The organism is Salipiger thiooxidans (assembly GCF_900102075.1).
Taxonomy (GTDB): Bacteria; Pseudomonadota; Alphaproteobacteria; order Rhodobacterales; family Rhodobacteraceae; genus Salipiger; species Salipiger thiooxidans.
The window spans coordinates 24928-46924 of sequence record NZ_FNAV01000016.1; the positions used below are offsets into that span (position 1 = coordinate 24928).

Annotated in this window: 18 protein-coding genes; 5 read left to right on the forward strand and 13 right to left on the reverse strand. The window is 67.7% G+C overall.

Annotated features, from left to right (window positions below; genetic code table 11):
* Positions 1 to 135: 135 nt before the first annotated feature.
* The gene (gene mnmH / locus BLQ77_RS21300) at positions 136 to 1206 is read left to right on the forward strand and encodes a tRNA 2-selenouridine(34) synthase MnmH (RefSeq protein ID WP_089962755.1); all 1071 of its coding nucleotides are present in this window, start codon (positions 136 to 138) and stop codon (positions 1204 to 1206) included.
* On the opposite strand, the gene BLQ77_RS21305 is transcribed toward mnmH, so the two are convergent.
* The 10 genes from BLQ77_RS21305 to urtA form a co-directional block, all read right to left on the reverse strand.
* Positions 1188 to 3350 carry a slr1591 family oxidoreductase gene (locus BLQ77_RS21305; protein WP_089962757.1) on the reverse strand — a complete coding sequence of 721 codons (2163 nt, stop codon included), beginning with the start codon at positions 3348 to 3350 and terminating at the stop codon, positions 1188 to 1190. The genes mnmH and BLQ77_RS21305 overlap by 19 nt on opposite strands.
* Before the next feature lie 186 nt (positions 3351 to 3536).
* The gene (locus tag BLQ77_RS21310; RefSeq protein ID WP_008883307.1) at positions 3537 to 4562 is read right to left on the reverse strand and encodes an ABC transporter ATP-binding protein; all 1026 of its coding nucleotides are present in this window, start codon (positions 4560 to 4562) and stop codon (positions 3537 to 3539) included.
* Between the two features lie 27 nt (positions 4563 to 4589).
* The gene (locus BLQ77_RS21315) at positions 4590 to 5786 is read right to left on the reverse strand and encodes a carbohydrate ABC transporter permease (RefSeq protein WP_008883255.1); all 1197 of its coding nucleotides are present in this window, start codon (positions 5784 to 5786) and stop codon (positions 4590 to 4592) included.
* Between the two features lie 76 nt (positions 5787 to 5862).
* Positions 5863 to 7104 carry a carbohydrate ABC transporter permease gene (locus BLQ77_RS21320; RefSeq protein WP_089962758.1) on the reverse strand — a complete coding sequence of 414 codons (1242 nt, stop codon included), beginning with the start codon at positions 7102 to 7104 and terminating at the stop codon, positions 5863 to 5865.
* Between the two features lie 61 nt (positions 7105 to 7165).
* Positions 7166 to 8515 carry an ABC transporter substrate-binding protein gene (locus tag BLQ77_RS21325; RefSeq protein ID WP_089962760.1) on the reverse strand — a complete coding sequence of 450 codons (1350 nt, stop codon included), beginning with the start codon at positions 8513 to 8515 and terminating at the stop codon, positions 7166 to 7168.
* Positions 8516 to 8825: 310 nt separating this feature from the next.
* Positions 8826 to 9521 carry an urea ABC transporter ATP-binding subunit UrtE gene (urtE, locus tag BLQ77_RS21330; RefSeq protein ID WP_008882931.1) on the reverse strand — a complete coding sequence of 232 codons (696 nt, stop codon included), beginning with the start codon at positions 9519 to 9521 and terminating at the stop codon, positions 8826 to 8828.
* Between the two features lie 12 nt (positions 9522 to 9533).
* Positions 9534 to 10274, reverse strand: a complete 741-nt coding sequence (urtD, locus tag BLQ77_RS21335) for an urea ABC transporter ATP-binding protein UrtD (RefSeq protein WP_008882957.1) — start codon at positions 10272 to 10274, stop codon at positions 9534 to 9536.
* Positions 10271 to 11512: an urea ABC transporter permease subunit UrtC gene (gene urtC / locus BLQ77_RS21340; RefSeq protein WP_089962761.1), complete on the reverse strand. Its 1242-nt coding sequence runs from the start codon at positions 11510 to 11512 to the stop codon at positions 10271 to 10273. The genes urtD and urtC overlap by 4 nt, the downstream gene beginning before the upstream one ends.
* 403 nt (positions 11513 to 11915) lie before the next feature.
* On the reverse strand, positions 11916 to 13874 hold the full coding sequence (gene urtB, locus BLQ77_RS21345) for an urea ABC transporter permease subunit UrtB (RefSeq protein WP_089962763.1): 1959 nt from the start codon (positions 13872 to 13874) through the stop codon (positions 11916 to 11918).
* A 78-nt stretch (positions 13875 to 13952) separates the two neighbouring features.
* Positions 13953 to 15242, reverse strand: a complete 1290-nt coding sequence (urtA, locus tag BLQ77_RS21350) for an urea ABC transporter substrate-binding protein (protein ID WP_089962764.1) — start codon at positions 15240 to 15242, stop codon at positions 13953 to 13955.
* Positions 15243 to 15715: 473 nt separating this feature from the next.
* Between urtA and BLQ77_RS21355 the strand changes: the two genes are divergently transcribed.
* The 4 genes from BLQ77_RS21355 to BLQ77_RS21370 all read left to right on the forward strand — a co-directional run bounded on the left by BLQ77_RS21355 (position 15716) and on the right by BLQ77_RS21370 (position 19755).
* Positions 15716 to 17140, forward strand: coding sequence for a circularly permuted type 2 ATP-grasp protein (locus BLQ77_RS21355; protein WP_008883453.1), 1425 nt, complete (start codon positions 15716 to 15718; stop codon positions 17138 to 17140).
* 17 nt (positions 17141 to 17157) lie between these two features.
* Positions 17158 to 18111, forward strand: coding sequence for an alpha-E domain-containing protein (locus BLQ77_RS21360; RefSeq protein ID WP_008883016.1), 954 nt, complete (start codon positions 17158 to 17160; stop codon positions 18109 to 18111).
* Positions 18108 to 18950: a transglutaminase family protein gene (locus BLQ77_RS21365; protein ID WP_089962766.1), complete on the forward strand. Its 843-nt coding sequence runs from the start codon at positions 18108 to 18110 to the stop codon at positions 18948 to 18950. Before BLQ77_RS21360 ends, BLQ77_RS21365 begins: the two co-directional genes overlap by 4 nt.
* An 82-nt stretch (positions 18951 to 19032) precedes the next feature.
* A complete protein-coding gene (locus BLQ77_RS21370; protein ID WP_089962768.1) occupies positions 19033 to 19755 on the forward strand; it encodes a proteasome-type protease in 723 nt (240 codons plus the stop codon).
* A gap of 42 nt (positions 19756 to 19797) precedes the next feature.
* Here the strand turns inward: BLQ77_RS21370 and BLQ77_RS29700 are convergent, their stop codons facing one another.
* From BLQ77_RS29700 to BLQ77_RS21380, 3 genes are all read right to left on the reverse strand, one after another.
* Positions 19798 to 19932 carry a hypothetical protein gene (locus BLQ77_RS29700; RefSeq protein WP_278184718.1) on the reverse strand — a complete coding sequence of 45 codons (135 nt, stop codon included), beginning with the start codon at positions 19930 to 19932 and terminating at the stop codon, positions 19798 to 19800.
* Between the two features lie 363 nt (positions 19933 to 20295).
* Positions 20296 to 20826: a chemotaxis protein CheD gene (locus tag BLQ77_RS21375; protein WP_008883387.1), complete on the reverse strand. Its 531-nt coding sequence runs from the start codon at positions 20824 to 20826 to the stop codon at positions 20296 to 20298.
* Positions 20823 to 21902 carry a CheB methylesterase domain-containing protein gene (locus BLQ77_RS21380; RefSeq protein WP_089962770.1) on the reverse strand — a complete coding sequence of 360 codons (1080 nt, stop codon included), beginning with the start codon at positions 21900 to 21902 and terminating at the stop codon, positions 20823 to 20825. Before BLQ77_RS21380 ends, BLQ77_RS21375 begins: the two co-directional genes overlap by 4 nt.
* Positions 21903 to 21997: the final 95 nt, after the last annotated feature.

The following is a 21997-nucleotide window of genomic DNA, read 5'->3' on the forward strand; positions in this document are numbered from 1 at the left end:
GCCGCCCTTCGGGTGGAGGGGAGATAGCCGAGGGCACGGGGAGTGTCCAGAGCCTTTTCGCGGAAAAAATCGCCTCCGCGCAGGAAAATGCGATGGCGCTTTTCTCGGGCTGAAAGCCGCGCTAGACCTGCCGGTATGGTCCGCTCCTTCCATGCCCTTCCCGAGATCCTGAACCACGGATTCGACACCGTCATCGATGTCCGCAGTCCCGCCGAATTTGCCGAGGACCGCGTGCCGGGGGCGATCAACCTCCCCGTGCTCGACAACGAGGAACGGGCGCGGGTCGGCACCATCTACAAGCAGCAGTCGCCCTTTCTCGCGCGCAAGATCGGGGCCGCGCTGGTGTTCCGCAACGCCGCCGCCCACATCGAGGGGCCGCTCGCCCATCACGAGGGCGGCTGGCGGCCGTTGGTCTACTGCTGGCGCGGCGGGCAGCGCTCGGGTTCGTTTGCCTGGATGCTGCAGCAGATCGGCTGGCGGGCCGAGGCGGTCGAGGGCGGCTACCGCACCTTCCGCAGGCTGGTCACCAAGGCACTCTACGAGGAGCCGCTGCCGCACCGTCTGATCCAGCTCGGCGGCTACACCGGCACCGCGAAGACCGAGCTTCTGCCGCTCCTGAAGGCGCGCGGGCTGCAGGTGATCGACCTCGAGGGGCTCGCCCGGCACCGCGGCTCGCTGCTCGGCGACATGCCCGGCGGGCAGCCCAGCCAGAAATGGTTCGAGACGTGCCTCGCGCAGGAGCTCAGCACGCTCGATCCGCAGCGCCCGGTGATCGTCGAGGCCGAGAGCAGCAAGGTCGGGCAGATCATCCTGCCGCCCTCGCTCTGGGAGGCGATGAAGGCCGCGCCCTGGATCGAGGTCAGTGCTCCGGTGTCGGCGCGGGCGGTCTATCTCGACGCGGCCTATGACGACATCCTCTCCGACGGGCCGCGGCTGAAGGCGCAGCTCGAGCCGCTGCGCTATCACCGCGGACACGCGATGGTCGACCGCTGGGGGGCTTTGATCGACGCGGGCGAGCGGCTGGAGCTCTGCCGGTCGCTGGCGGAGGACCACTACGACCCGGCCTACGAGAAGTCCATGTCCGCGGTGTCGCCCGTGGTGCAGCAGCGTTTCGAGACCGGGACGCTCGATCCCGTGGGGCTCGGGGCATTGGCGGACCGCATCGCGGAGGCGTTGCAGAAGGCGGGTCAGACCAGCGAGATGTGACCGGGCCAGTCGCCGGTGACACGCCCGATCACCGCCGCTGCATAGCCGAGCCCGCGCAGCGCTTCCACCGCCTCTTCGCCATTCGGATGGCAGGCCAGCAGCCCGCCGGCGGTCTGCGGATCGAAGAGCAGGTCCCCGAGCGGGTCCTGCGGCACCAGACCCGGCACCGCGTCGCGGTTCTTGGGGTAGAGGGTCGATCGCTGGCCCTGCGCCGCGAGCTCGAGCGCGCCGTCGAGCAGGGGGATGGCGTCGTGCCGCAGCTCGGCGCCCTTGCCCGAGGCCATGAGGATGCCGTGCAGGTGGCCGGCGAGGCCGAAGCCGGTGACGTCGGTCATGGCATGGGCTTCGCGCAGCAGCGCCGCCGCATCGCCCTGCGACCGGGTCATGCTGGCAAGCGCGGCGGCGACCCATGCACCGCACGCGGCACCCGCCATCTCGGCCGCCATGATCACCCCCGAACCCAGTGGCTTGGTCAGCACCAGGGCATCGCCCTCGCGCGCGCCGGAGAGCGTGATCGGTTCGGCTTCGCAGAGCCCGGTCAGGGTGAAGCCGATGGTGGTCTCGTCCCCCATCGAGGAATGGCCGCCGACGATCTCGGCCCCGGCCTCGCGCAGGATGGCGGAGGCGGCTGTGAGGATCTCGGTGAGGCTGCGCTGCGCCAGCGCCTCGGACATGCGGGGCAGGGTGATGCTGGCGGTGGCGGCCTGTGGCTCGGCGCCCATGGCCCAGATGTCGCCGAGCGCGTGCACCACGGCGATGCGGGCCATGGTGACCGGGTCCTCGACGAAGGCGCGCAAGTGGTCGGTGGTCATCACCTGCCGGGTGCCTCCGGTCAGCAGCAGCGCCGCGTCGTCGCCGGGCAGGGGGGTGACGTCGTCGCGTGCCGGGGGCGGCAGGTGGCTCAGCGCGGCGCCGAGCGCGTCGCGGCCGACCTTGGCGCCGCAGCCGCCGCACATGGGCTTGTCGCCAAGCGCCTCGACGGTGCCGGCGGCGCGGGGCACCGGCAGTTTCGGCACAGGCATCTGCGGCAGGTCGTGGAACTTCGCCATGAAGCGGCGGTCGATGCGATCCTTCCAGCGCCACATCAGCGGGCCCGAGAGCGCCATGCCGAAGCGGTCGCCGAGGGCGGCCTTCTCGCCCAGCGAGATCAGCTTGAGGTAGTCCTTCTGCGGGCGGTAGGGGCGCAGGGCGCTGTCGCCCGCGAGCCTCGCGCGCAGGTTGGCAAGCAGCACCGGCGCCTCGCGCACCGCGAAGACGCCGGCCTTGGGGCGCGGCGTCTCGGTCAGGTGGGCGCAGTCGCCGGCGGCGAAGATATCGGGGTCCGAGCTTTGCAGCGTGGGCCCGACGGCAATGAAGCCCTTGTGCAGGGCGAGGCCGCTGTCGCGCAGCCAGGCCTGCGGCCAGGCCCCCGCGGCGCCGGTGACGAAGGCCGCCTCGAGCGTGCGCCCGTCGGCAAGGGTGAGGCCCCTGGCGGTGACGGCGGCGACCGGCGCGTGCTCGTGCAGCGTCACGCCCTGTGCGGCCAGCGCCGCCCGCAGCTTTTCGGCGGCGCGCGGGCGCAGGGCCGAGAGCGCGGCGCCCCGGTCGACCAGGTGCACCTCGGCGGATCGGTTGCGCATGCGCAGGGCATGGGCCATGGCGGCGGCGAGCTCGGCGCCGGCGACGCCGCCGCCGATCACCGCGACAGAGGCGGGACCGGACAGGTCGCGGAAGGCCGCCCACCGCGTCGCGAAGGGGCCGAGCGGCTTGGCGGGCACGGCGTGTTCGGCAAAGCCCGGCAGGTCGGGCATGGCCGAGGTGATGCCGATGTCGATGGAGGCCACGTCGAAGCCCACCGGAGGGCGGCCCGACACGCGGATCTCGCGCGCTGCGAGGTCGATGCCTTCGGCTGTGCCGAGGATGACGCGGGCGCCGGCGAAGCGGGCGAGTTTCACGAGGTCGATGTCGAGCTCGTCGCGCCCGTAATGACCCGCGACATGGCCCGGCAGCATGCCCGAATAGGGCGCGGTGGGGCCGGGGTTGATCAGCGTGACCCGGGCGCCGGGCAGTGGATCCATTCCCCACATGCGCAGCACCAGCGCGTGGGCATGGCCGCCGCCGACCAGCACGAGATCGCGGGTGAGGGGCAGGGCGGGGGCTTTCATCGGCGCGGCACTCCTTGCGGGACGCATGACGCCTAGCACGGCGCGCACCGCTCTCCCATGCGCGATGTCGTCAGACTGGCGAAGGGGAGGGGCCTGGCGAAGGGGAGGGGCGCTGCCCCTCTTGCCCTGCGGGCAATTCACCCCGGGATATTTTCAGCCATTGGAAGGGCCGGGCGCATGCGGGGATCAGCGCAGCGCGAGGCCGGCGGCGTCGAAGAGGTGGGTCTGGTCCGGCTCGAAGGCGAGACCGCAGGGCTGGCCCGGGCTCAGGCCGGTGTCGCCGTGAGCGCGCACGGTGAGCTTGCCCGCCTCGCCGCAGTCGACGATCACGTAGGTGTCGGCGCCGAGGTATTCCATCACATCGACGGTGCCGTCGATCTCGCCGCTGCCGGCGGCGCCGATGGCGATGTGCTCGGGGCGGATGCCGAAATGCTCGGCCTCGGCGGGCAGGGGCGCGGGCAGGCGCAGGCCGGGGGTGGCGGCGGGGAAGACATTCATCTTGGGCGAGCCGATGAACTGTGCCACGAAGAGGTTGCCCGGCCGCTCGTAGAGTTCGCGCGGGGAGCCGACCTGGCTCACCCGGCCGGCTTCCAGGACCACGATGCGGTCGGCCAGCGTCATCGCCTCGACCTGGTCATGGGTGACGTAGATCATCGTCGATTTCAGCGCCTGGTGCAGCTTGGCGATCTCGTAGCGCATCTCGACCCGGAGCGCCGCGTCGAGGTTCGAGAGCGGCTCGTCGAAGAGGAAGGCGGTGGGGTCGCGCACGATGCTCCGTCCAATGGCGACCCGCTGGCGCTGGCCGCCGCTCAGGTCCTTGGGGCGCCGGTCGAGGAGCGCCTCGAGCTTGAGGACGCGGGCGGCCTCGTCAACCTTGGCGGCCATCTCCTCCTTCGGGACGCCCGCGGCCTTGAGCGAGAAGCCCATGTTCTCGCGCACCGACATGTGGGGGTAGAGAGCGTAGCTCTGGAACACCATGGCGAGGCCGCGGCGGGCGGGGGGCTCGGCGGTGGCGTCGCGTCCGCCGATGATGATCTGCCCGCGCGAGGTCTCTTCGAGCCCCGCGATCATCCTCAGCAGGGTGGACTTGCCGCAGCCCGAGGGGCCCACGAAGATGACGAACTCGCCCTCCTCGATGTCGAGGTCGACGCCCTTGATGACCTGGGCCTCGCCGTACCATTTCTCGACGGATTTCAGTTCGATGCTTGCCATGTCTTCCTCCGGCCGCAGGGCGGCGCCTTATCCTTTCACCGAGCCTGCGGTCAGGCCCTTGGTCATGAAGCGTTCGAGCCCGAGGAACAGCACCATGATCGGCACCGTCGCGATCACCGAGCCTGCCATCAGGTGCTGGCGCGGCACTTCGGACGAGTTGAGCGAGGCGATGCCCCGGGTCAGCGTGTATTTCGACGGATCGTCCAGCAGCATGAAGGCCAGCAGGAACTCGTTCCAGGCGATCATGAAGACGTAGAGCGAGACGCTGGCCAGCGCCGGCAGCGACAGCGGCAGGGTAATCTTCCAGATCACCGCGAGCCGCGACAGCCCGTCCATGAGGCCGGCTTCCTCGACCTCGGCGGGGAGGCCGCGGAAGTAGCCCTGCAGCATGTAGAGTGCCACCGGGATGGTGGTGACCGGGTAGATCAGCACGATGCCGAAGATGGTGTTGCGCAGCCCGGTCATCGAGAAGGCGATGTAGATCGGCAGCGCGAGGACGATCATCGGCACCATGTAGATGAGCAGGATGGAGCGCGAGAACAGCGCCTGCCCGCGGAAACGCAGCCGCGCCACCGCGTAGGCGCCGGGGATGGCGAAGGCCAGCGTGATGAGCACGGTCAGCACCGAGACGTAGAAGCTGGTCCAGAGGTAGCTGCCGAAGCTGTAGTCGCGCATCAGCTCGACGTAGCTCGAGAACAGGCCCCAGCCCTGAGACAGGTCGATACTGAAGTCGAGCGGGTTGGCCATCAGCGCCGCCTGGTTCTTCAGGCTGGTCATCACCATGACGTAGAAGGGGATGAGCACGATGGCGGTGAAGAAGATGTAGCCGAAGCCGGTGAGGAAGCGGATCACCGCCTCTTCGAACTCGTGGCGGGTGAGCGCGCCGGGGCGGATCTCTTCCAGGATCGTACGGGCGCCGAGGGCGGTGAAGAGCGCCACCGCGCCGTGGCCCGCGACCAGCGCCACGAGGCCGGCGCCGTCGTCGGCTACCATGGGGCCGAAGCCCGCGAGCCCCAAGGCTGCCATCACCACGGCCGCGCCCCAGAGCGCCATCGCCCCGTGCAGGGCCGCGACGCCCAGGCCCGCCCCAAGCAGCAGCGACAGCAGGATCGCCGGCCGGAACGCCGCGCCGGTGGCGAAGCTCATGGCGACGGCCACGGTCACCGCGATGACGAAGCACCAGAGTGCGCCGAGGACGGGCGCCGTCACGTATCCGCGTCTCATCGCGCCGCTCCTTTCGTGGTTTTCGACTCCTGGCCGCCCACGTGGCGGCGCGCAGGCATGATGCGGAACACCCGGCTCACAGCCCTTCCTCCCGGCTCATGACGCGGAAGAAGAACACCGAGAACAGCAGCAGGCAGCAGAAGATCACCACCGCGACCGCCGCACCCGCGCCGATGTTCGAAAGCGCAAAGGCCTGCTCGTAGACGTTCACTGTCAGCACGCGTGTGCCCGCGTTGCCGCCGGTCAGCAGGAAGATGTCGTCGAACTTGTTGAAGGTCCAGATGAAGCGCAGCAGGAACAGCACCGACAGGATGCCGAGCAGCTGCGGCAGCGACAGGTAGCGGAACTTCTGGAAGGGCGAGGCCCCGTCCATGTCCGCCGCCTCGTACATGTCGGTGTCGATGGACTGCATCCGCGCGAGGATGAAGAGGAAGCTCAGCGGGAAGTACCGCCAGATCTCGAAGAGCGTGACCATGATCAGCGCCAGCGGGCGCTCGCCGAAGAAGTTGATCGCCTCCGAGCTCACGCCCATTCGGATCAGCAGCGCGTTGGCCGAGCCCGAGAAGGGGTCGAAGAGCAGGATCCAGGCAAAGGCCACGGCGATGACGGGGGCAACGTAGGGGAAGAGGTAGAGCCCGCGCAACAGGCCCTGACCGCGGAAGGACTTGTTGAGCAGCAGGGCGGCGAAGAGCCCCATGATCAGGGCGCCCAGCGTGCCGAAGATGGTGTAGAAGAGCGTCACGCCCAGCACCGACCAGAACTCGGCCCCGTCGAAGACATGGGCAAAGTTCTCGTGCGTGAAGTCGAAATTGGTGAGCACGTTGCTGGCCTGGCCGGTGATCACCGGCGCGCTGTCGGTGGGGTCGGGGCCTTCGAAGTAGCTTGCGTCGGCGGTCACCGGGATCTGCAGAGTGATGCGCTGGCCGCCCTCCCAGTCGCCGAAATCGCAGTCGAGCCGGCCGTCGGCGATGGCGCAGGCGGGGTCGAGCTCGCCCGCCGCGAGCCCCTCGGGCCACGTGTCGCTGAGGGTCACGCCGAGGATCGGCTGGTCCTGCGAGGAGTTGCGGAGCCGGTAGCGCAGCGTGGCCTCGTCGCCCGCCGCCTCGAGATCGCCGCGGATGTCCTCGCGCACGATCGGGGTGGGCGGGCGCAGGTCGGCGAGGCCCACGGGCTTGAAGCTGATCCAGAACACCGCGAGCAGCGGCAGGATGACCACCAGCGACACCGCCGCCAGCGTCGGGAACAGCAGCCCCCAGGCCAGCCGTGCCTCGCGCCGCGCCAGCGGGCCGGTGCCGGTGGGAGGTGTGGTGTCGGTCATGGTCGTCTCCCGTCGCGGGGCGTCCCCGGAACCCTGTGACGGGGCCCCGGGGCGCGTGGTGTCAGTTGATCGCGCCGAGCTCGCTGTTGAGCTTCTCGACGGCGGCGGCGGTGTCGATGCGGCCGTCGATGTATTCGCGCACGACCCGGTTCAGCGCCTGGCTGCCGATCATCTTTGAGGCAAGCGCCAGCTGGCCGTCCTTGACGCCCCAGCGCTGCGCCACGTCGAGCCCAGCGACGATCTCGTCGATCATCTCCTGCGGGTAGAGCTCGCCCAGCGGCGCCTTGCGGTCCACGCCCACCGGCAGGGCCGACCATTCGGTCACGAAGAGCTCGGGGTCGTCTGCGGTGCCGCGGCGGATCGGGAACTTGCCCTCGGGCGCGATGGCCAGCGTGTCCACGTAGCCCTTGTCCATCGAGTACTCGACGAACTCCATGGCGGCGTCGGTCGAGGCGTCGCCGGTGATGCCGAACATGTTGATCGAGGCCCAGGCCGCACCGTCAGGATTGGACGGCCCCGAGAAGTTGGTCACGATCCCGGTCTTCGAGGCCAGCTCGGGCGAGGTCGGGTCGTCGGTGATGGTGGGCGGCGCGCTGTCGCGCAGGCCGGCGAGTTCGTCGAGGATGAAGGGCGACCAGATCACCATCGCGGCGTTGCCCGAGAAATAGAGCGTGCGCGACTGGTCCCAGTAGAGATCGCCCGGCGGCGAGGCCTCGGCCAGCGTCTTGTAGAACTCCAGCACCTCGGCGGTCTTGGCCTCGTCGAGCGGCGCAAAGCCGTCGGGGCCCACGGGCGACACGCCGTTGGCGAGGAACACCTGCTCGAGCACCTGGCTCATGAAGGACTCGTCCACCTTGGTGGCGGCGACGAAGCCATACATCTCGGGCGGGTTGTGCAGCGCCTCGATGGCGGCCTCGACATTGGCGTAGGAGGTCGGCGGCTCGAGGCCCGCTTCCTCGAAGAGGTCGGCGCGATAGAGGATCATCTGGGTCCAGCCGTCGGCGGGCACCGAGGCATAACCGCCGTCGAAGCTTGCCATGGCCAGCGCGCCGGGGGCGAAGGTGTCCTCTCCCAGCGCCTCGATCACGTCGGTGGCCGCGTCGGGGTCGAGGATCCCCGCTTCGGCCCAGGGCAGGGCCAGCGCCAGCGGGTGGTAGATCACGTCCGGCAGGTCGCCCGCCGCAAAGGCCGCGGTGGCGCGGGTGCCAAGCTCGGATTCCGTCACCGGGATCACCTCGACGGTGTGGCCGGATTCGGCGTTGAACGCATCCGCCATCTCCTGCTGGCGCGCCAGCCGCTCGGGCTGCTCCTCGATGGTCCAGAAGCGGATGGTCTCCGCGCCTGCGGTGCCCGCGCTCAGCGCCAGTGCCATGGCGGCGCTGCACAAGAGCGGCGTTCTGATGACTTTCATGGGATCCTCCTGTCGAATGTGTCGGTCAAGCTCCGTCCGCTGCCTGCGCCGGATGGCGCGGACCGGTCGGATCCTGTCGGAAATCGCTGCGGGAGCAATCTTGCGGCGGCATGTCTGCGGCCGGATCGGCCTGGGTGGCGGGCGGTTTCACCGAAGGCACCCGCACCGCGTGGCGCGGGCGCCGTGGCGCCTCTGCTTATTTCTGCCTGTGGCAGCATGCCTACAACTCTCCCGTGCGGGAGAATTGGCTCTCAAAGCGTTTTGGGCAAGTCAAAAATGCGCCGCAACGCAGCAAGTTAGCGAAAAAATCCTAGATCGAGACCTTGGCCAGCAGCGCCTCGCGGTCGATCTCGCCCGCCTTGCCCGAAAGCGCCACCTCGCCGCGGGTGACGGCGACGAAACTGTCGGCCAGCCCCCACATGAAATCGAAGTACTGTTCGACCAGGATGATCGCCATGTCGCCCTGCGACCGCAGCTGCGAGATCACCCGGCCGATCTGCTGGATGATGTTGGGCTGGATGCCCTCGGTGGGCTCGTCGAGGAGCAGCACCCGCGGCTTCATGATCAGCGCCCGCGCGATGGCGAGCTGCTGCTGCTGGCCGCCCGACAGGTCACCGCCACGGCGCTGCAGGAAGTCCTTGAGGATCGGGAACAGCTCGAAGATGTGCTCGGGTACCTTGTGCTCGGATTTCGGCAGGCAGGCGAAGCCGGTCTCGAGGTTTTCCTGCACCGTCATCAGCGGGAAGACCTCGCGCCCCTGCGGGACGTAGGCGATGCCGGCGCGCCCGGCCTGGAAGGCGTTGAGGTGGTCGAGCGGCTTGCCGTCGAGCGTGATGCTGCCGCCCGAGTAGGGGTGCCGCCCGGCGATGGCCTTGAGCAGCGAGGTCTTGCCGACCCCGTTGGTGCCGGTGACGGCGGTGACCTTGCCGGGTTCGGCGGTCAGCGAGATGCCGTGCAGGATCTGGCTCTGGCCGTAGTGGAGGGTGAGGTTCTCGACGCTCAGCATGTGGCTCTCCCGTCAGCGGCCCAGGTAGACTTCGATGACCTGCGGGTTCGAGGTCACGTGATCGAGCGAACCCTCGGCCAGCACCGAGCCCTCGCAAAGCACCGTCACCTTGCAGTCGAGGCGGCGGATGAATTCCATGTCGTGCTCGACCACCACCACCGCGTGTTTCTCGGCGGCGCGCTTGAGAAGGTCGGTGGTGTGCTCGCGCTCGGCGGGGGTCATGCCGGCGGCGGGCTCGTCGACCAGCAGCAGGCGCGGGTCCTGCGCCAGCAGCATGCCGATCTCGAGCCACTGCTTCTGGCCGTGGCTGAGCTCGCCCGCGATGCGGGGCAGCTGGTCGCTGAGCCCGATGATGCCGGCGATCTCCTCGATGCGCTCGGCGCCGCGCCTGGTCTTGCGGTAGAGCAGCACGTCGACGGGGCCGCGCTTGTTCTTCAGCGCCATGGCGAGGTTCTCGCGCACGGTCTGGGCCTCGAAGACGGTGGGCTTCTGGAACTTGCGCCCGACGCCCGCCATGGCGATCTGGCTTTCGGACATCTTGAGCAGCGAGATGGATTTCTCGCCGTAGATCACCGTGCCCTCGTCGGGGCGGGTCTTGCCGGTGATGATGTCCATGAAGGTGGTCTTGCCGGCCCCGTTGGGGCCGATGATGGCGCGCAGCTCGGGCTCGCCGATGCGGAAGGAGAGGTTGTTGATTGCCCTGAACCCGTCGAAGCTGACGGAGACGCCGGACATCTCGAGAAGCGTCTTCATTTCTCTTCCTCCCCCTCGACGGTGCGGCGGGCGCCCTTGTCCGGGCCGAAGTCGGTGGTGGACACGGGCACCGGGTGGCGCCGGGTGACGAGGTCGAAGAGCCCGCCAATGCCCTTGGGTGCAAGCAGCGTGACCGCGACAAAGCTGACGCCCAACAGCACGAGCCACCAGTCGGTCCACTGGATGGTGTAGAAGCCGAGCGGGATGTTGGGCACGCCGCCACCGGTGAACCAGCTCGACAGCAGCGACACGAAGGCCGCACCCAGTGCGGCGCCGTAGAGCCTCCCGCGGCCGCCGATGGCGACCCAGACCGCAAGGTAGATCGAGGCGATGGGCGCGACCTCGGCCGGGTTGATGATGCCCGCCTGCGGGTAGTAGAGCGCGCCGGCAAGGCCCGCCACCACGGCGGTGACGGTGAAGACGAAGAGCTTGTAGCTCTCCACGTGGTAGCCGAGGAAGCGTACCCGGCCCTCGTTGTCGCGGATGCCGCGGATCACCGAGCCCATCTTGCCCGAGACCACCCAGGCGAAGAGAACGTATCCCGCCGCCAGTGCCGCCGCCGAGGCCCAGAAGAAGGCGATGGAGACCATGCTTTGCGGCACGCTGTCGAGCCCGGGCAGGTTCTGCAGGCCGGACAGGCCGTTGTTGCCGCGCAGCCCGCTGTCGTTCTGGAAGAGGTAGAGCGAGAGCGCCAGCGTCATGGCCTGGGTCAGGATCGACAGGTACACGCCTGTGACCCGGCTGCGGAAGGCGAGCCAGCCGAAGATCAGCGCGAGCAGGCCGGGAACGATGACCACGAGCGCGAGCTGGGCCCAGAAGCTCGAGGCGAAGGCCCAGATCAGCGGGAAGTCCGAGCTGCCGACCACGCCGAAGATCTGGGTGCCGACGGCGTCGTGGATCTCTTCCGGGGTGGGGGGGACGGCAGCAGCGCGCAGGGACTCCGAAACGATGATCTCGGTACGGGCATACATCAGCCACATGCCGATCATGTAGCCGCCGAGCCCGAAGAAGGCCATGTGCCCGAGCGACAGGATCCCGGTGTAACCCCAGACCACGTCCATCGCGACCGCCACCAGCATCAGGCAGAGCGTGCGGCCGAGCGTCTTGACGAAGCTCGTGGAAATCATGCCGTTGCCGATACCGTCCGCGAGCACGGTCACGATCAGGGTGAAGACCGCGAGCGACAGCAGGAACCAGAAGATCGAGCGGTTCCGGGTGAGGAAGGTCTGGCGGCTCATGTGCGGGCTCCGTCAGAGGTGTTGCGCCGCGCCTGTGGCGCGCGCCTGGGGGGCAGGTGTGGGCCGGTGTGCCCGGAGTGGCAGGGGCTTGAGGGGATTGCGTCGCGGGCATGGGGCAGGCGGGCTTGGGGATGGCTCCGAAGGCCATCGTCCGCGTGGGGTTGGCGACGTTGCAGGGGGCGCTGCCCCCGTCCGCTGGCGCGGACTCCCCCGGAGTTTATTCGGCAAGATGAAGATGCGGAGCAGCGGCGCGGGAGGGCGAGGGAGACGGGCGACGGGGTCGCTAGCCTATCCTCTGGGGACCGGGCGCGGCCCCTGTCTTCCAGTGGCCGATAAATATCCCCGCCGGAGGCAGGCCGGAGATTGCGGCCGGGAAGGGCGGTCTGGAGGTGGCGTGTCATGATCAGTCTCCCGCCGCGCGGCCCTTGAGGGCGACGATGCCCTTGGGGCGGAACTGGATGAACAGGATGATGAAGAGGATCATGTAGGTCTGTGCTGCCAGGGTGTTGGACGGGTTCAGGAACTCGATGCCCTTCTGCAGGATGCCGATCAGTCCGGCGCCCGCCAGCGTGCCCCAGACGTTGCCGACGCCGCCCACGACGACGGTCATGAAGCTCTGGACGATGTAGTTGGCGCCCATCTCGGAGGTGACCTGCGCGTAGAGGCCGATGGCGATGCCGGCGATGCCCGCGATGCCGGAGCCGAGGCCGAAGGTCAGCATGTTGATCTTGTCGGGGTTGATGCCCATCGAGGCGGCCATGCCGGGGTTCTGGGTCACGGCGCGGACCTCGAGGCCGATGCGGGTCTTGTTCAGGATGAACAGGATCAGCCCGAGGAAAATCAGCGCCAGCACGAAGATGGCGATGCGGATGTTGGCGATGCCCACCACGTCGTTCAGCACCCAGGCGCCGTCGAGCCAGGATGGCGAGGTCAGCGGCCGGGCCTGCGTCCCGAAGATGTTCTTGGCAAGCTGCTGCAGCGCGATGGAGATGCCGAAGGTGGCGAGCAGGGTCTCGAGCGGGCGATGGTAGAGCCAGCGGATCACCAGCCGCTCCATCGCCACGCCCGCGGCGAAGGTCACCGCGAAGGCCAGCGGCAGCGCCACCACCAGCGACAGCGTGTAGTCGGGGATGATCTGCTGCACAACGTAGCCGGTGTAGGCGCCCATCATGATGAACTCGCCGTGGGCCATGTTGATCACCCCCATCACGCCGAAGGTGATGGCAAGGCCGATGGCGGCGAGGAAGTAGATCGACGCCAGCGACAGCGCGTCGAGCGCCAGGTCGAGCGCCTGGTGCACCGCGACGCGGGTGTTGACCTCGTCAAGCGCGGCGCGGGCGGCGTCGGTGATGGCCGGGTCGCTCTCGGTGTATTCGTCGTAGAAGACATGCGAGGCGAGGGCCGTCTCGACGTCGCTTTCGGTGACCAGTGGCGGCACGGTGCCGGCGCTCGCGAGGGCGGCGTAGGCGCGGCCCCGGGCCTCTTCGGTGTTGAGCGCGCCGATAGGGACGCCGCCGACGCTGCCGTCGGTGATGTTTGCGGTCAGCGCACCCTTGATCTGGTCGCGGCTCTGGCGGGCGGGGGCGAGCCCGGCCTCGACGAGGCGGGCATAGGCCTCGGCCTCGGTCAGCTCGTCGCCGGGGGTGAGGGTGCGGGCGATGTTGGCGTCTGCGGGGAGTTCCACAGCCACGCCGGAGCGGGTGGTCAGGATCTGGTTCAGCACCGCACGGATCTGCACCGAGAGACCGCCGGACAGCGCCTCGATGGCGGCGATGCGCTCTTCGGGGGTGTCGCCGAAGGTGGCGGCGAGCATGCCGGCGAGATCTTCCTTGCGGGCACGCAGCGCGTCGTCGGGCTCGTCCCCGATGGAGGCGCGCAGCGGCTCGAGCTGCTCGGCCTCGGGGCTGCGGGCGATGGCGTCGAGCGCTGCGGTGCGGCGGGCGATGTCGGGATCGGAGAGCTGGAACTGCACCAGCGCGGTGGCGATCACCCGGCGCACGCCGCCGTTGGGGCGGATCTGTTCGAGATCGCCCGAGGGCGCGGTGCCGGCCGGCTCGCCGGTGGAGATGTCGATGAGGGCGAAATCGGAGCCGTCCTTCTTCGCGTAGAAGAACAGCCCGTCGGTGGTGCGGCGGTAGACGCCGCGGTCGGCCCAGTGCTCGAGGAAATCGGGTACGCTGTCGAGGCCCGAGGCCGCGAGGGTCTCGATCACCTCGCTCACGCTGCGGCGGCCGGGATTGGCCACCTCGTCCGCATTGGTCTGGAGGATCGCCTGCAGGTCCTGCTCCTGAGCCGCGGCGCGGGGCGCCGGCAGGCCAAGGCAGAGGATCAGCGCGAGGGCGGGGAGGAGCGCGCGCAGCATGGGCAGCCTTCGATGAAACGACGGAGAATCGGATGCGGCGGGCGCAATGAACGCGCGCCCGCCGCGGATCGGGTCAGATCAGTAATTGGACTGGATCTGCACGCAGGTCTTGGTCTCGGTGTTGTACATGCCGCACTCGAGATCCTTCCAGTCGGACTCGAGCACCGCCGATTCCGGCAGGTAGTCGGTCCAGGCATCGCCCGGGACCGGGTCGGTCTCGGAGATGATGTCGAACTGGCCGTCGGCGCGGATCTCGCCGATCAGCACCGGCTTCGAGAGGTGGTGGTTCACGCCCATCACCGCGGTGCCGCCGGTCAGGTTCGGGAACTCCTGGCCCCACATCGCCGAGCGCACGGCGTCGACGTCGGTGGTGCCGGCCTCGGTGGCGGCGTTCACCCACATGTTGAAGCCGATGTAGTGGGCTTCCATCGGGTCGTTGGTGACGCGCTTCTCGTCGCCGATGAACGCGTGCCATGTCTCGATGAACTCGGCGTTCTCGGGGGTGTCGGCGGACATGAAGTAGTTCCACGCGGCGAGGTGGCCGACGAGGTTCGAGGTGTCGAGGCCCGAGAGCTCTTCCTCGCCCACCGAGAAGGCGACGACAGGGATGTCGTCGGCCGAGACGCCGGCGGCGGCGAGCTCCTTGTAGAAGCCGATGTTGGCGTCGCCGTTGATGGTCGAGATCACGCCGACCTGCTTGCCGTCCTCACCCAGCTTGACCACGTCGCTGACGATGGTCGCCCAGTCGGAATGGCCGAAGGGGGTGTAGTTGACGAAGATGTCCTCGGCCGCGATGCCCTTGGACTTCAGGTAGGATTCCAGGATGTTGTTGGTGGTGCGCGGGTAGACGTAGTCGGTGCCCAGCAGCGCGAACTTCTCGACGCCCAGTTCGTCGAGGAAGTAGTCCACCGCGGGGATCGCCTGCTGGTTCGGCGCAGCGCCGGTGTAGAACACGTTCTTCGAGCTTTCCTCGCCCTCGTACTGCACCGGGTAGAAGAGCAGGCCATTCAGCTCCTCGATCACCGGCAGCACCGACTTGCGCGACACCGAGGTCCAGTTGCCGAAGATCACGTCGACGTTGTGCACGGTCAGCAGCTCGCGGGCCTTCTCGGCGAAGAGCGGCCAGTCCGAGGCCGGGTCGACCACCACCGCCTCGAGCTCGCAGCCCAGCAGGCCCCCCTTGTCGTTCTGCTGCTGGACGAGCATCAGCATGGTGTCCTTCAGGGTGGTCTCGGAGATCGCCATGGTGCCGGAGAGCGAGTGCAGCACGCCCACCTTGATCGGGCAGGTCACGTCCTGCGCCGAGGCCGCGCCCGCGGCGATGAGAGCCGCAGCGGCCACACCCGAAAACTTCAGTGATTTGATCATGGATGTCACTTCCCTTGTGCGCGGCGTAATCCTCCTGTCGCCGCCCCGACGTCCGGTCGGGCGGTAGAGACAGGACTGCTCGCCGCTTCGCTTTTTTATGTCGCCTGGATCGCCGTCGGATCGGGCCGTCGGTCGATCTTGGCACCCCCGTTATGCGCCAAATCCGTGGCGCTGCTTTTGGTTAGCCGAGCCGCGAAACGCCGCCACGTCAATTCCGGCGGCTCCGAGAAGGCGTTGTGTTTTTGCCTGTTGCGTAAGCGAAAATTATGACCGAAGATCAAAACTTGGGCGGAGGGGTGCATTCCAGCCATGGCTGCCATGCGTTTGGGGTGGTTCCGGGGCCGGATTGGATTCGATCCTGAGCCTGCCCAAAGAATGGGCGCAGACGCATTCGGGCACCAAATTTTTTCTCTCGGGGACTTTCACTTGTGGCAGGAAAGTTGGAGTTTGAGGCGCAGAGCGAAGGGAATACCATGAGCGCCAAGCTAGCCAGCATCTTCAATGAAATGATGAACGGCGGAGACGTTCGGACCGCCTATCAGAACCTAGAAAAATGGTATCGCTCCATGCCCTCGGAGCTTCGAAGCCTGAAACAGACCGAGGCGGAGTCGCTGTTCAGGAGGGTGGGCATCACCTTCGCGGTCTACGGCGAGGGCGGCGATCCGGAGCGGCTCATTCCCTTCGACATGTTCCCCCGGGTCCTCACCGCCGAGGAGTGGCGCAAGCTCGACAAGGGCATCCGGCAGCGGGCCGCCGCGCTCAACGCGTTCCTCTGCGACGTCTACGGCCGACGCGAGATCATCCGGGCCGGGCGCATCCCCGAGCACCTCGTCACCAACAACGAGGCCTACGAGAAGGCCGCCATCGGCTTCATGCCGCCGCGCGGGGTGTTCAGCCACATCGTCGGCGTCGACCTCGTGCGCACCGGTCCCGACCAGTTCTACGTGCTCGAGGACAATTGCCGCACGCCATCCGGTGTCTCTTACATGCTGCAGAACCGCGAGATCATGATGCGCATGTTCCCGCAGCTGTTCATGGAGAACCGCATCGCGCCGGTGGACGGCTACGCCAACGCGCTGAAGAAGACGCTGGCCTCGGTCGCGCCCAAGAAGTGCATGGCCGAGCCCAACATCGTCATCCTGACGCCGGGCCAGTTCAACTCGGCCTATTACGAACACAGCTTCCTCGCCGACCTCATGGGGGTCGAGCTGGTCGAGGGGCAGGATCTCTTCGTCGAGGGCGACTTCGTGTGGATGAAAACCACCGAGGGCCCCAAGAAGGTCGACGTGATCTACCGCCGGATCGACGACAGCTTCCTCGATCCGCTCTGCTTCAAGCCCGAATCCATGCTGGGCGTGCCGGGGCTGATGAACGTCTACCGCTCGGGAGGCGTGACGATCTGCTCGGCACCGGGCGCGGGCGTGGCGGACGACAAGGCGATCTACACCTACGTCCCCGAGATGATCCGCTTCTACCTTGGCGAGGAGCCGGTGCTCGAGAACGTCCCGACCTGGCAATGCGCCAAGAAGGACGACTGCAAATACGTGCTCGAACACCTGCCGGAGCTGGTGGTCAAGGAGGTGCACGGCTCGGGCGGTTACGGCATGCTGGTCGGTCCCAAGGCCGACAAGTCGACGATCGAGGCCTTCGCCGCCAAGATCCGCGACAAGCCCGACAATTACATCGCGCAGCCCACGCTGGCGCTCTCGGCCTGTCCGACCTTCGTGGAGGAGGGCATCGCGCCACGCCACGTCGACCTGCGGCCCTACTGTCTCGTGGGGGAATCCATCGAGCTGGTGCCGGGCGGCCTCACCCGCGTGGCGCTGACCGAGGGCTCGCTGGTGGTGAACTCGTCGCAGGGCGGGGGCGTGAAGGACACCTGGGTCTTGGCGGAATAAGGGCGGAGAATAAGATCATGCTGAGCCGCACCGCGGAACACCTCTACTGGATGGCGCGCTATCTCGAGCGCGCCGAAACCACCGCCCGCCTGCTCGAGGTCGGCGCCCGAAACGCCTTGCTGCCCGATGCCTCGGGCGGCTACCGCAACGACTGGGAAGCCGTGCTTCAGGCCAAGAGCACGCTCGAGGAGTTTCGCGACAAGTACGGCGAACCCAACCAGCGCAACATCGAGACATGGCTGTTCTTCGATGCCGACAACCCGTCCTCGGTGCTGTCCTGCATCAATGCCGCGCGCGAGAATGCCCGGGTGGTGCGCACGGCGCTCACCTCGCCGGTCTGGGACGCGATCAACACCGCCTTTCAGGAACTGAAGCAGCACCAGCGGACCGAGCGCAGCAAGCTCGACATGACCGACCTTACCGAGTGGACGGTGCGCAACTGCCACCTCGTGCGGGGCTGCGTCCTTGCCACCCAGCTGCGCAACGACGGCTACGAGTTCATGGGGCTCGGCAACTCGCTCGAGCGCGCCGACAACACCGCGCGGCTGATCGACGTGAAATACTACGTGCTGCTGCCGTCGCTGTCCTACGTGGGCTCGGGGCTCGACCAGAGCCAGTGGGCGCTGCTGCTGCAGTCGATGACCGCGCAGCGGGCCTTCAACTGGACCTACAGCGGCGAGATCACTGCCCAGAAGATTGCACACCTGCTGATCCTAAACCGCAAGTTCCCGCGCTCGCTGCTGTCCTGTGTGCAATGGAGCTGCGACCATCTCGACAACCTCGCGGCGCTCTACCAGACCGGCACGCGGGCGCAGGAGGTGGCGCACCGGCTGCTCGAGGATCTCGACCGGGCCACCGTGGACGACATCTTCGACGAAGGGCTGCACGAGTTCCTCGCGCGCTTCATGGCGCGCAACGCGGGGCTCGCGACCACGGTCCAGGACGTCTACCTGAACGGGATACCGGCATGAGACTGAGCGTTCGTCACACCACCCGCTATCGCTTCGACCAGCCTGTGCGCGGCGTCGCGCAATCGCTGCGGCTCTGGCCCGCCGACTGCGCCTCGCAGAAGGTGCTGTCGTGGGGCGTCACCACCGAGGGCGCTCTGCGCGGCGCCGAATTCACCGACGGCGCCGGCGACCGCACCGCGCTCGCAAGCTGGCGCGGCCCGCTCGACGAGCTGACCGTCGCGGTCAGCGGCGAGGTCGAGACCGTCGATCTCTTCGGCGTGCTGCGCGACCATCGCGAAAAGGGGCCGGCGTCGCTCTACCTGCGTTCGACCTGGCATACCCGCGCCGACCAGGCGCTGCGCGAGCTCTCGCTCGCGGCGCTCGACGGCATGAAGACCGCGACCGATCTCGACCGTGCCCACGCGCTGGCGCGCGCGGTGGGCGAGGCCATCGCATACGCGCCCGGCGAGACCAGGGCCCACACAACCGCGGCCGAGGCACTGACCGGCGGCAAGGGCGTGTGTCAGGACCACGCCCACGCGCTCATCGCCGTGGCCCACGTGGCGGGCATCCCGGCGCGCTACGTCACCGGCTACCTGCATGCGGACGAGGACAGCGCGGCGCACGAGGCAAGCCACGCCTGGGCCGAGCTCTTCGTGCCGGATCTCGGCTGGGTCGGTTTCGACGCGGCCAACGCCTGCTGCCCCGACGAGCGCTACATCCGGCTCGGTTCGGGCTACGACGCGCAGGATGCGGCGCCAATCCGCGGGGTGGTGCAGGGCAGCACGCCCGAGGAACATCTCGAAGTCGAGGTCGTCGTGACGGCCGAAGGCGGGCAGCAGCAACAGCAACAGTCCTGAGCCACGCCCTTCGTCCCCATTGCCGGGGGCGACCGGGGTCTCTATAGCCGTTGCGGGGCGGTGTGACCTAAGGGATTCGGAAATGACCTATTGCGTGGGTTTGCTGCTGGACGCGGGCATCGTGCTCCTGTCCGACACCCGTACCAACGCCGGGCTCGACAACATCGCGACCTATCGCAAGATGTTCCTGTTCGAGGAGCCGGGCGAGCGCGCCATCGGCATCATGACCGCGGGATCGCTCTCGATCACCCAGACCACCATGGCACGGCTGACCGACGCCATCGAGGAGGGCGACAGCCCGAAATCCATCATGCACGCGCCGACCATGCTGCAGGTGGCCGAGATCGTGGGCGGCATGCTCTCGGACGTGACCTCCGAGGTCTCGGCGAAGATGGAGCGGATGAGCCAGAACGCCACCGCCTCGATGATCGTCGCCGGTCAGCGCAACGGCGGCCCGATGCGCATGTTCCTGATCTATCCCGAGGGCAACTTCATCGAGGCCACCGCCGACACGCCCTTCCTGCAGATCGGCGAGCACAAGTACGGCAAGCCGATCCTCGACCGGGTGATTGCGCCGGGTACGTCGCTCGCCGATGCCGAGAAGGCGGTGCTGCTGTCGATGGATTCGACTCTGCGCTCGAACCTGAGCGTCGGCATGCCGCTCGATTTCGCGGTGATCGAGGCCAATTCCCTCGAGATCAGCCGCCGGCGTCGCATCGAGGCCGACGACGAGGGCTTCTCGCGGATGAGCGCGGCCTGGTCCGAAGCCCTGCGCAACGCCTTCCAGCAGATCGACCCGATCTGATCTGATTTGGCGTCGGCGCGGCCGGCCTGATCGAACGGGCCTTTACGACGATCCCGTCGCATCACATCCTCCAAAGCCAAAGCCAAAGCCAAAGCCAAAGCCAAAGCCAAAGCCAAAGCCAAAGCCAAAGCCAAAGCCAAAGCCAAAGCCAAAGCCAAAGCCGGTACCGAAGTCCAAGCGGTTCTGGCAAGGCGGCCGCCTTTCCCGGGTCACCGCTCTTGCCTTCCCCAGAGACGTCTCTCAATGCGTCGGGTCTCGGACCCGTTTGCAGCCGTCCTTCACGCAGCTCCGTTCAATTCGGCGCAGCGCCTCGCTTTTTTGCACTACACAGCGCCGTGCACGCCGTCCGAGCCAAAACTCTCCGCCCGACCGAGATGGTTCAGCAGGCCGTGTCACGCCGAGACGGCTGGATTCTTTGCTGTACGAGCCCTTCAAGGGGCCGCGTCGATGCTGTTGCGCTGAGTATGTGGGCAGATTGGCCCTGCATGCGCCCTGCCCCTTCGGCGGCCTTCCTCGGATCCTGGCTGCCGGACACCCACATCAGAACAACGTGATCTCGCCACTCGAAGGCGGCGGAGGTGCCACAACCGGCGGGGCGACCCGTTCAACCTCACCCGGCACGATGAATTGTTTCACGCGGCCGTCCGTCGGCCAGAAGCGGATCCGCCGCGCCGCGTTGCCCCCGGTGCTCTCGGATGCGATCGGGATCCCTTCGGACTGAAGGAACTCTCGGGCGAAGGCGACGTTCGACACCCCGATGTCGCGCAATTGCGTGAGCATCTTGGCACCGCCGAAGAGCTTCGCAGTCATCCTGTTCTTGCGTGCACCGCGCTTCAAGAGACCGTTGATCAGGAGCTCCATCGAATATGCTCCATAGCGCACATCCTCGCCCTCACGTCCGGCCCGATGCGGCAGGAGGAAGTGGTTCATGCCCCCGATCTTCGCTTCGGGATCAGTGAGGCAGACTGCGGCACAGGACCCCAGGACGGTAGAGAGCACACAGGCCGGATCGTCGGATATGCGGTATTCGCCCTGGATCACGTTGATCAGCTTTTCGGGTCCTTCGATCATCGTGTCGTCATCCTCTGACTGGGACTTGCCTGTGGTGGCGCCGCGCAGGCGCGCAGGATCGCCGGGCCGATCTGTTGCAGCGGCAGGCTGGATTGCGCTGCGCCAAGCTCCATCGCTGCACGCGGCATGCCGTAGACGATGCTGGTGGCTTCGTCCTGTGCCATGGTGACCGCCCCTGCATCGCGCAGCGCGCGCAGTCCCTCGGCGCCATCGCGCCCCATGCCGGTGAGCAACGCTGCCACGGCGCGCCGCGCACCGGGGACCGCCGAGTGGAAAAGCGCGTCCACCGACGGCATGTGCCCGGTGATCGGCTGCCCGGGTTCCAGCACGATCCGCAGCGGGCTGCCTCCGGCCAGACGCATATGGGCGCGGCTGCCCGCCGCCAGAAGAATGTCCCCATGGCTGGCGGTCGCACCCTCCGCGGCTGGCCGCACCCGCGCCGCACATTGTCTGTCGAGCAATCGGGTTAAGCTGTCCCCGAAGCCCCCGCCGGTATGCTGCACGATGAAGGTCGGCGGACAGTCGGCGGGGAAGCTGGAGAGAACGGTGAGCAGGGCATCGACCCCGCCGGTCGAAGCGCCGATCACGATGAAACGATTGGTTTTTGCCCTGTCCGGCACCACATTGGACGGAGGCGTGGGGCGGGACGTGGGAGGGGTTTCAGTCCGAGGTGGGACTGGCGATACGCCATGGCGCCTTGCGGTCCGCGTAACGCTTCGCAGCGTTTCCACGAGGCGATCGGCAGGGATGTCGGTGTCGATCGGGAACAGGTCAGACGTCCGTCCCCATGGTGAACCCTGATCACGCGCCGAGGCATCAGGCACCTCGGTGATCACGAGCCAGCGCACGTCGAGCGTCGCAAACAGCGCGCGCATCACCTCAAATTCCGGAGCGCGCGCGAGCCGCCCCGCGATGACCACGGCCATCGGTTCTCGTTCCTCGACCTCGGCATAGGTCGTCATGAGATCGCGGGTCTCGGCGACGATCTCGATCCAGGGCGAGGCGCCGAGTTCTTCGGTCAGCCTTCGGCGCACGGATCTGTCCGGAATGGCGATGACCAGCGAAATCGGATTCATCGGCGTCCTCTTTCTGGTTCAGTACCGCAGCTTTCAACGGTCCACGGTGATGCTTGCGTTGCCGGTGCCCCGGGCGGGCCACCGGAATGGCGGGT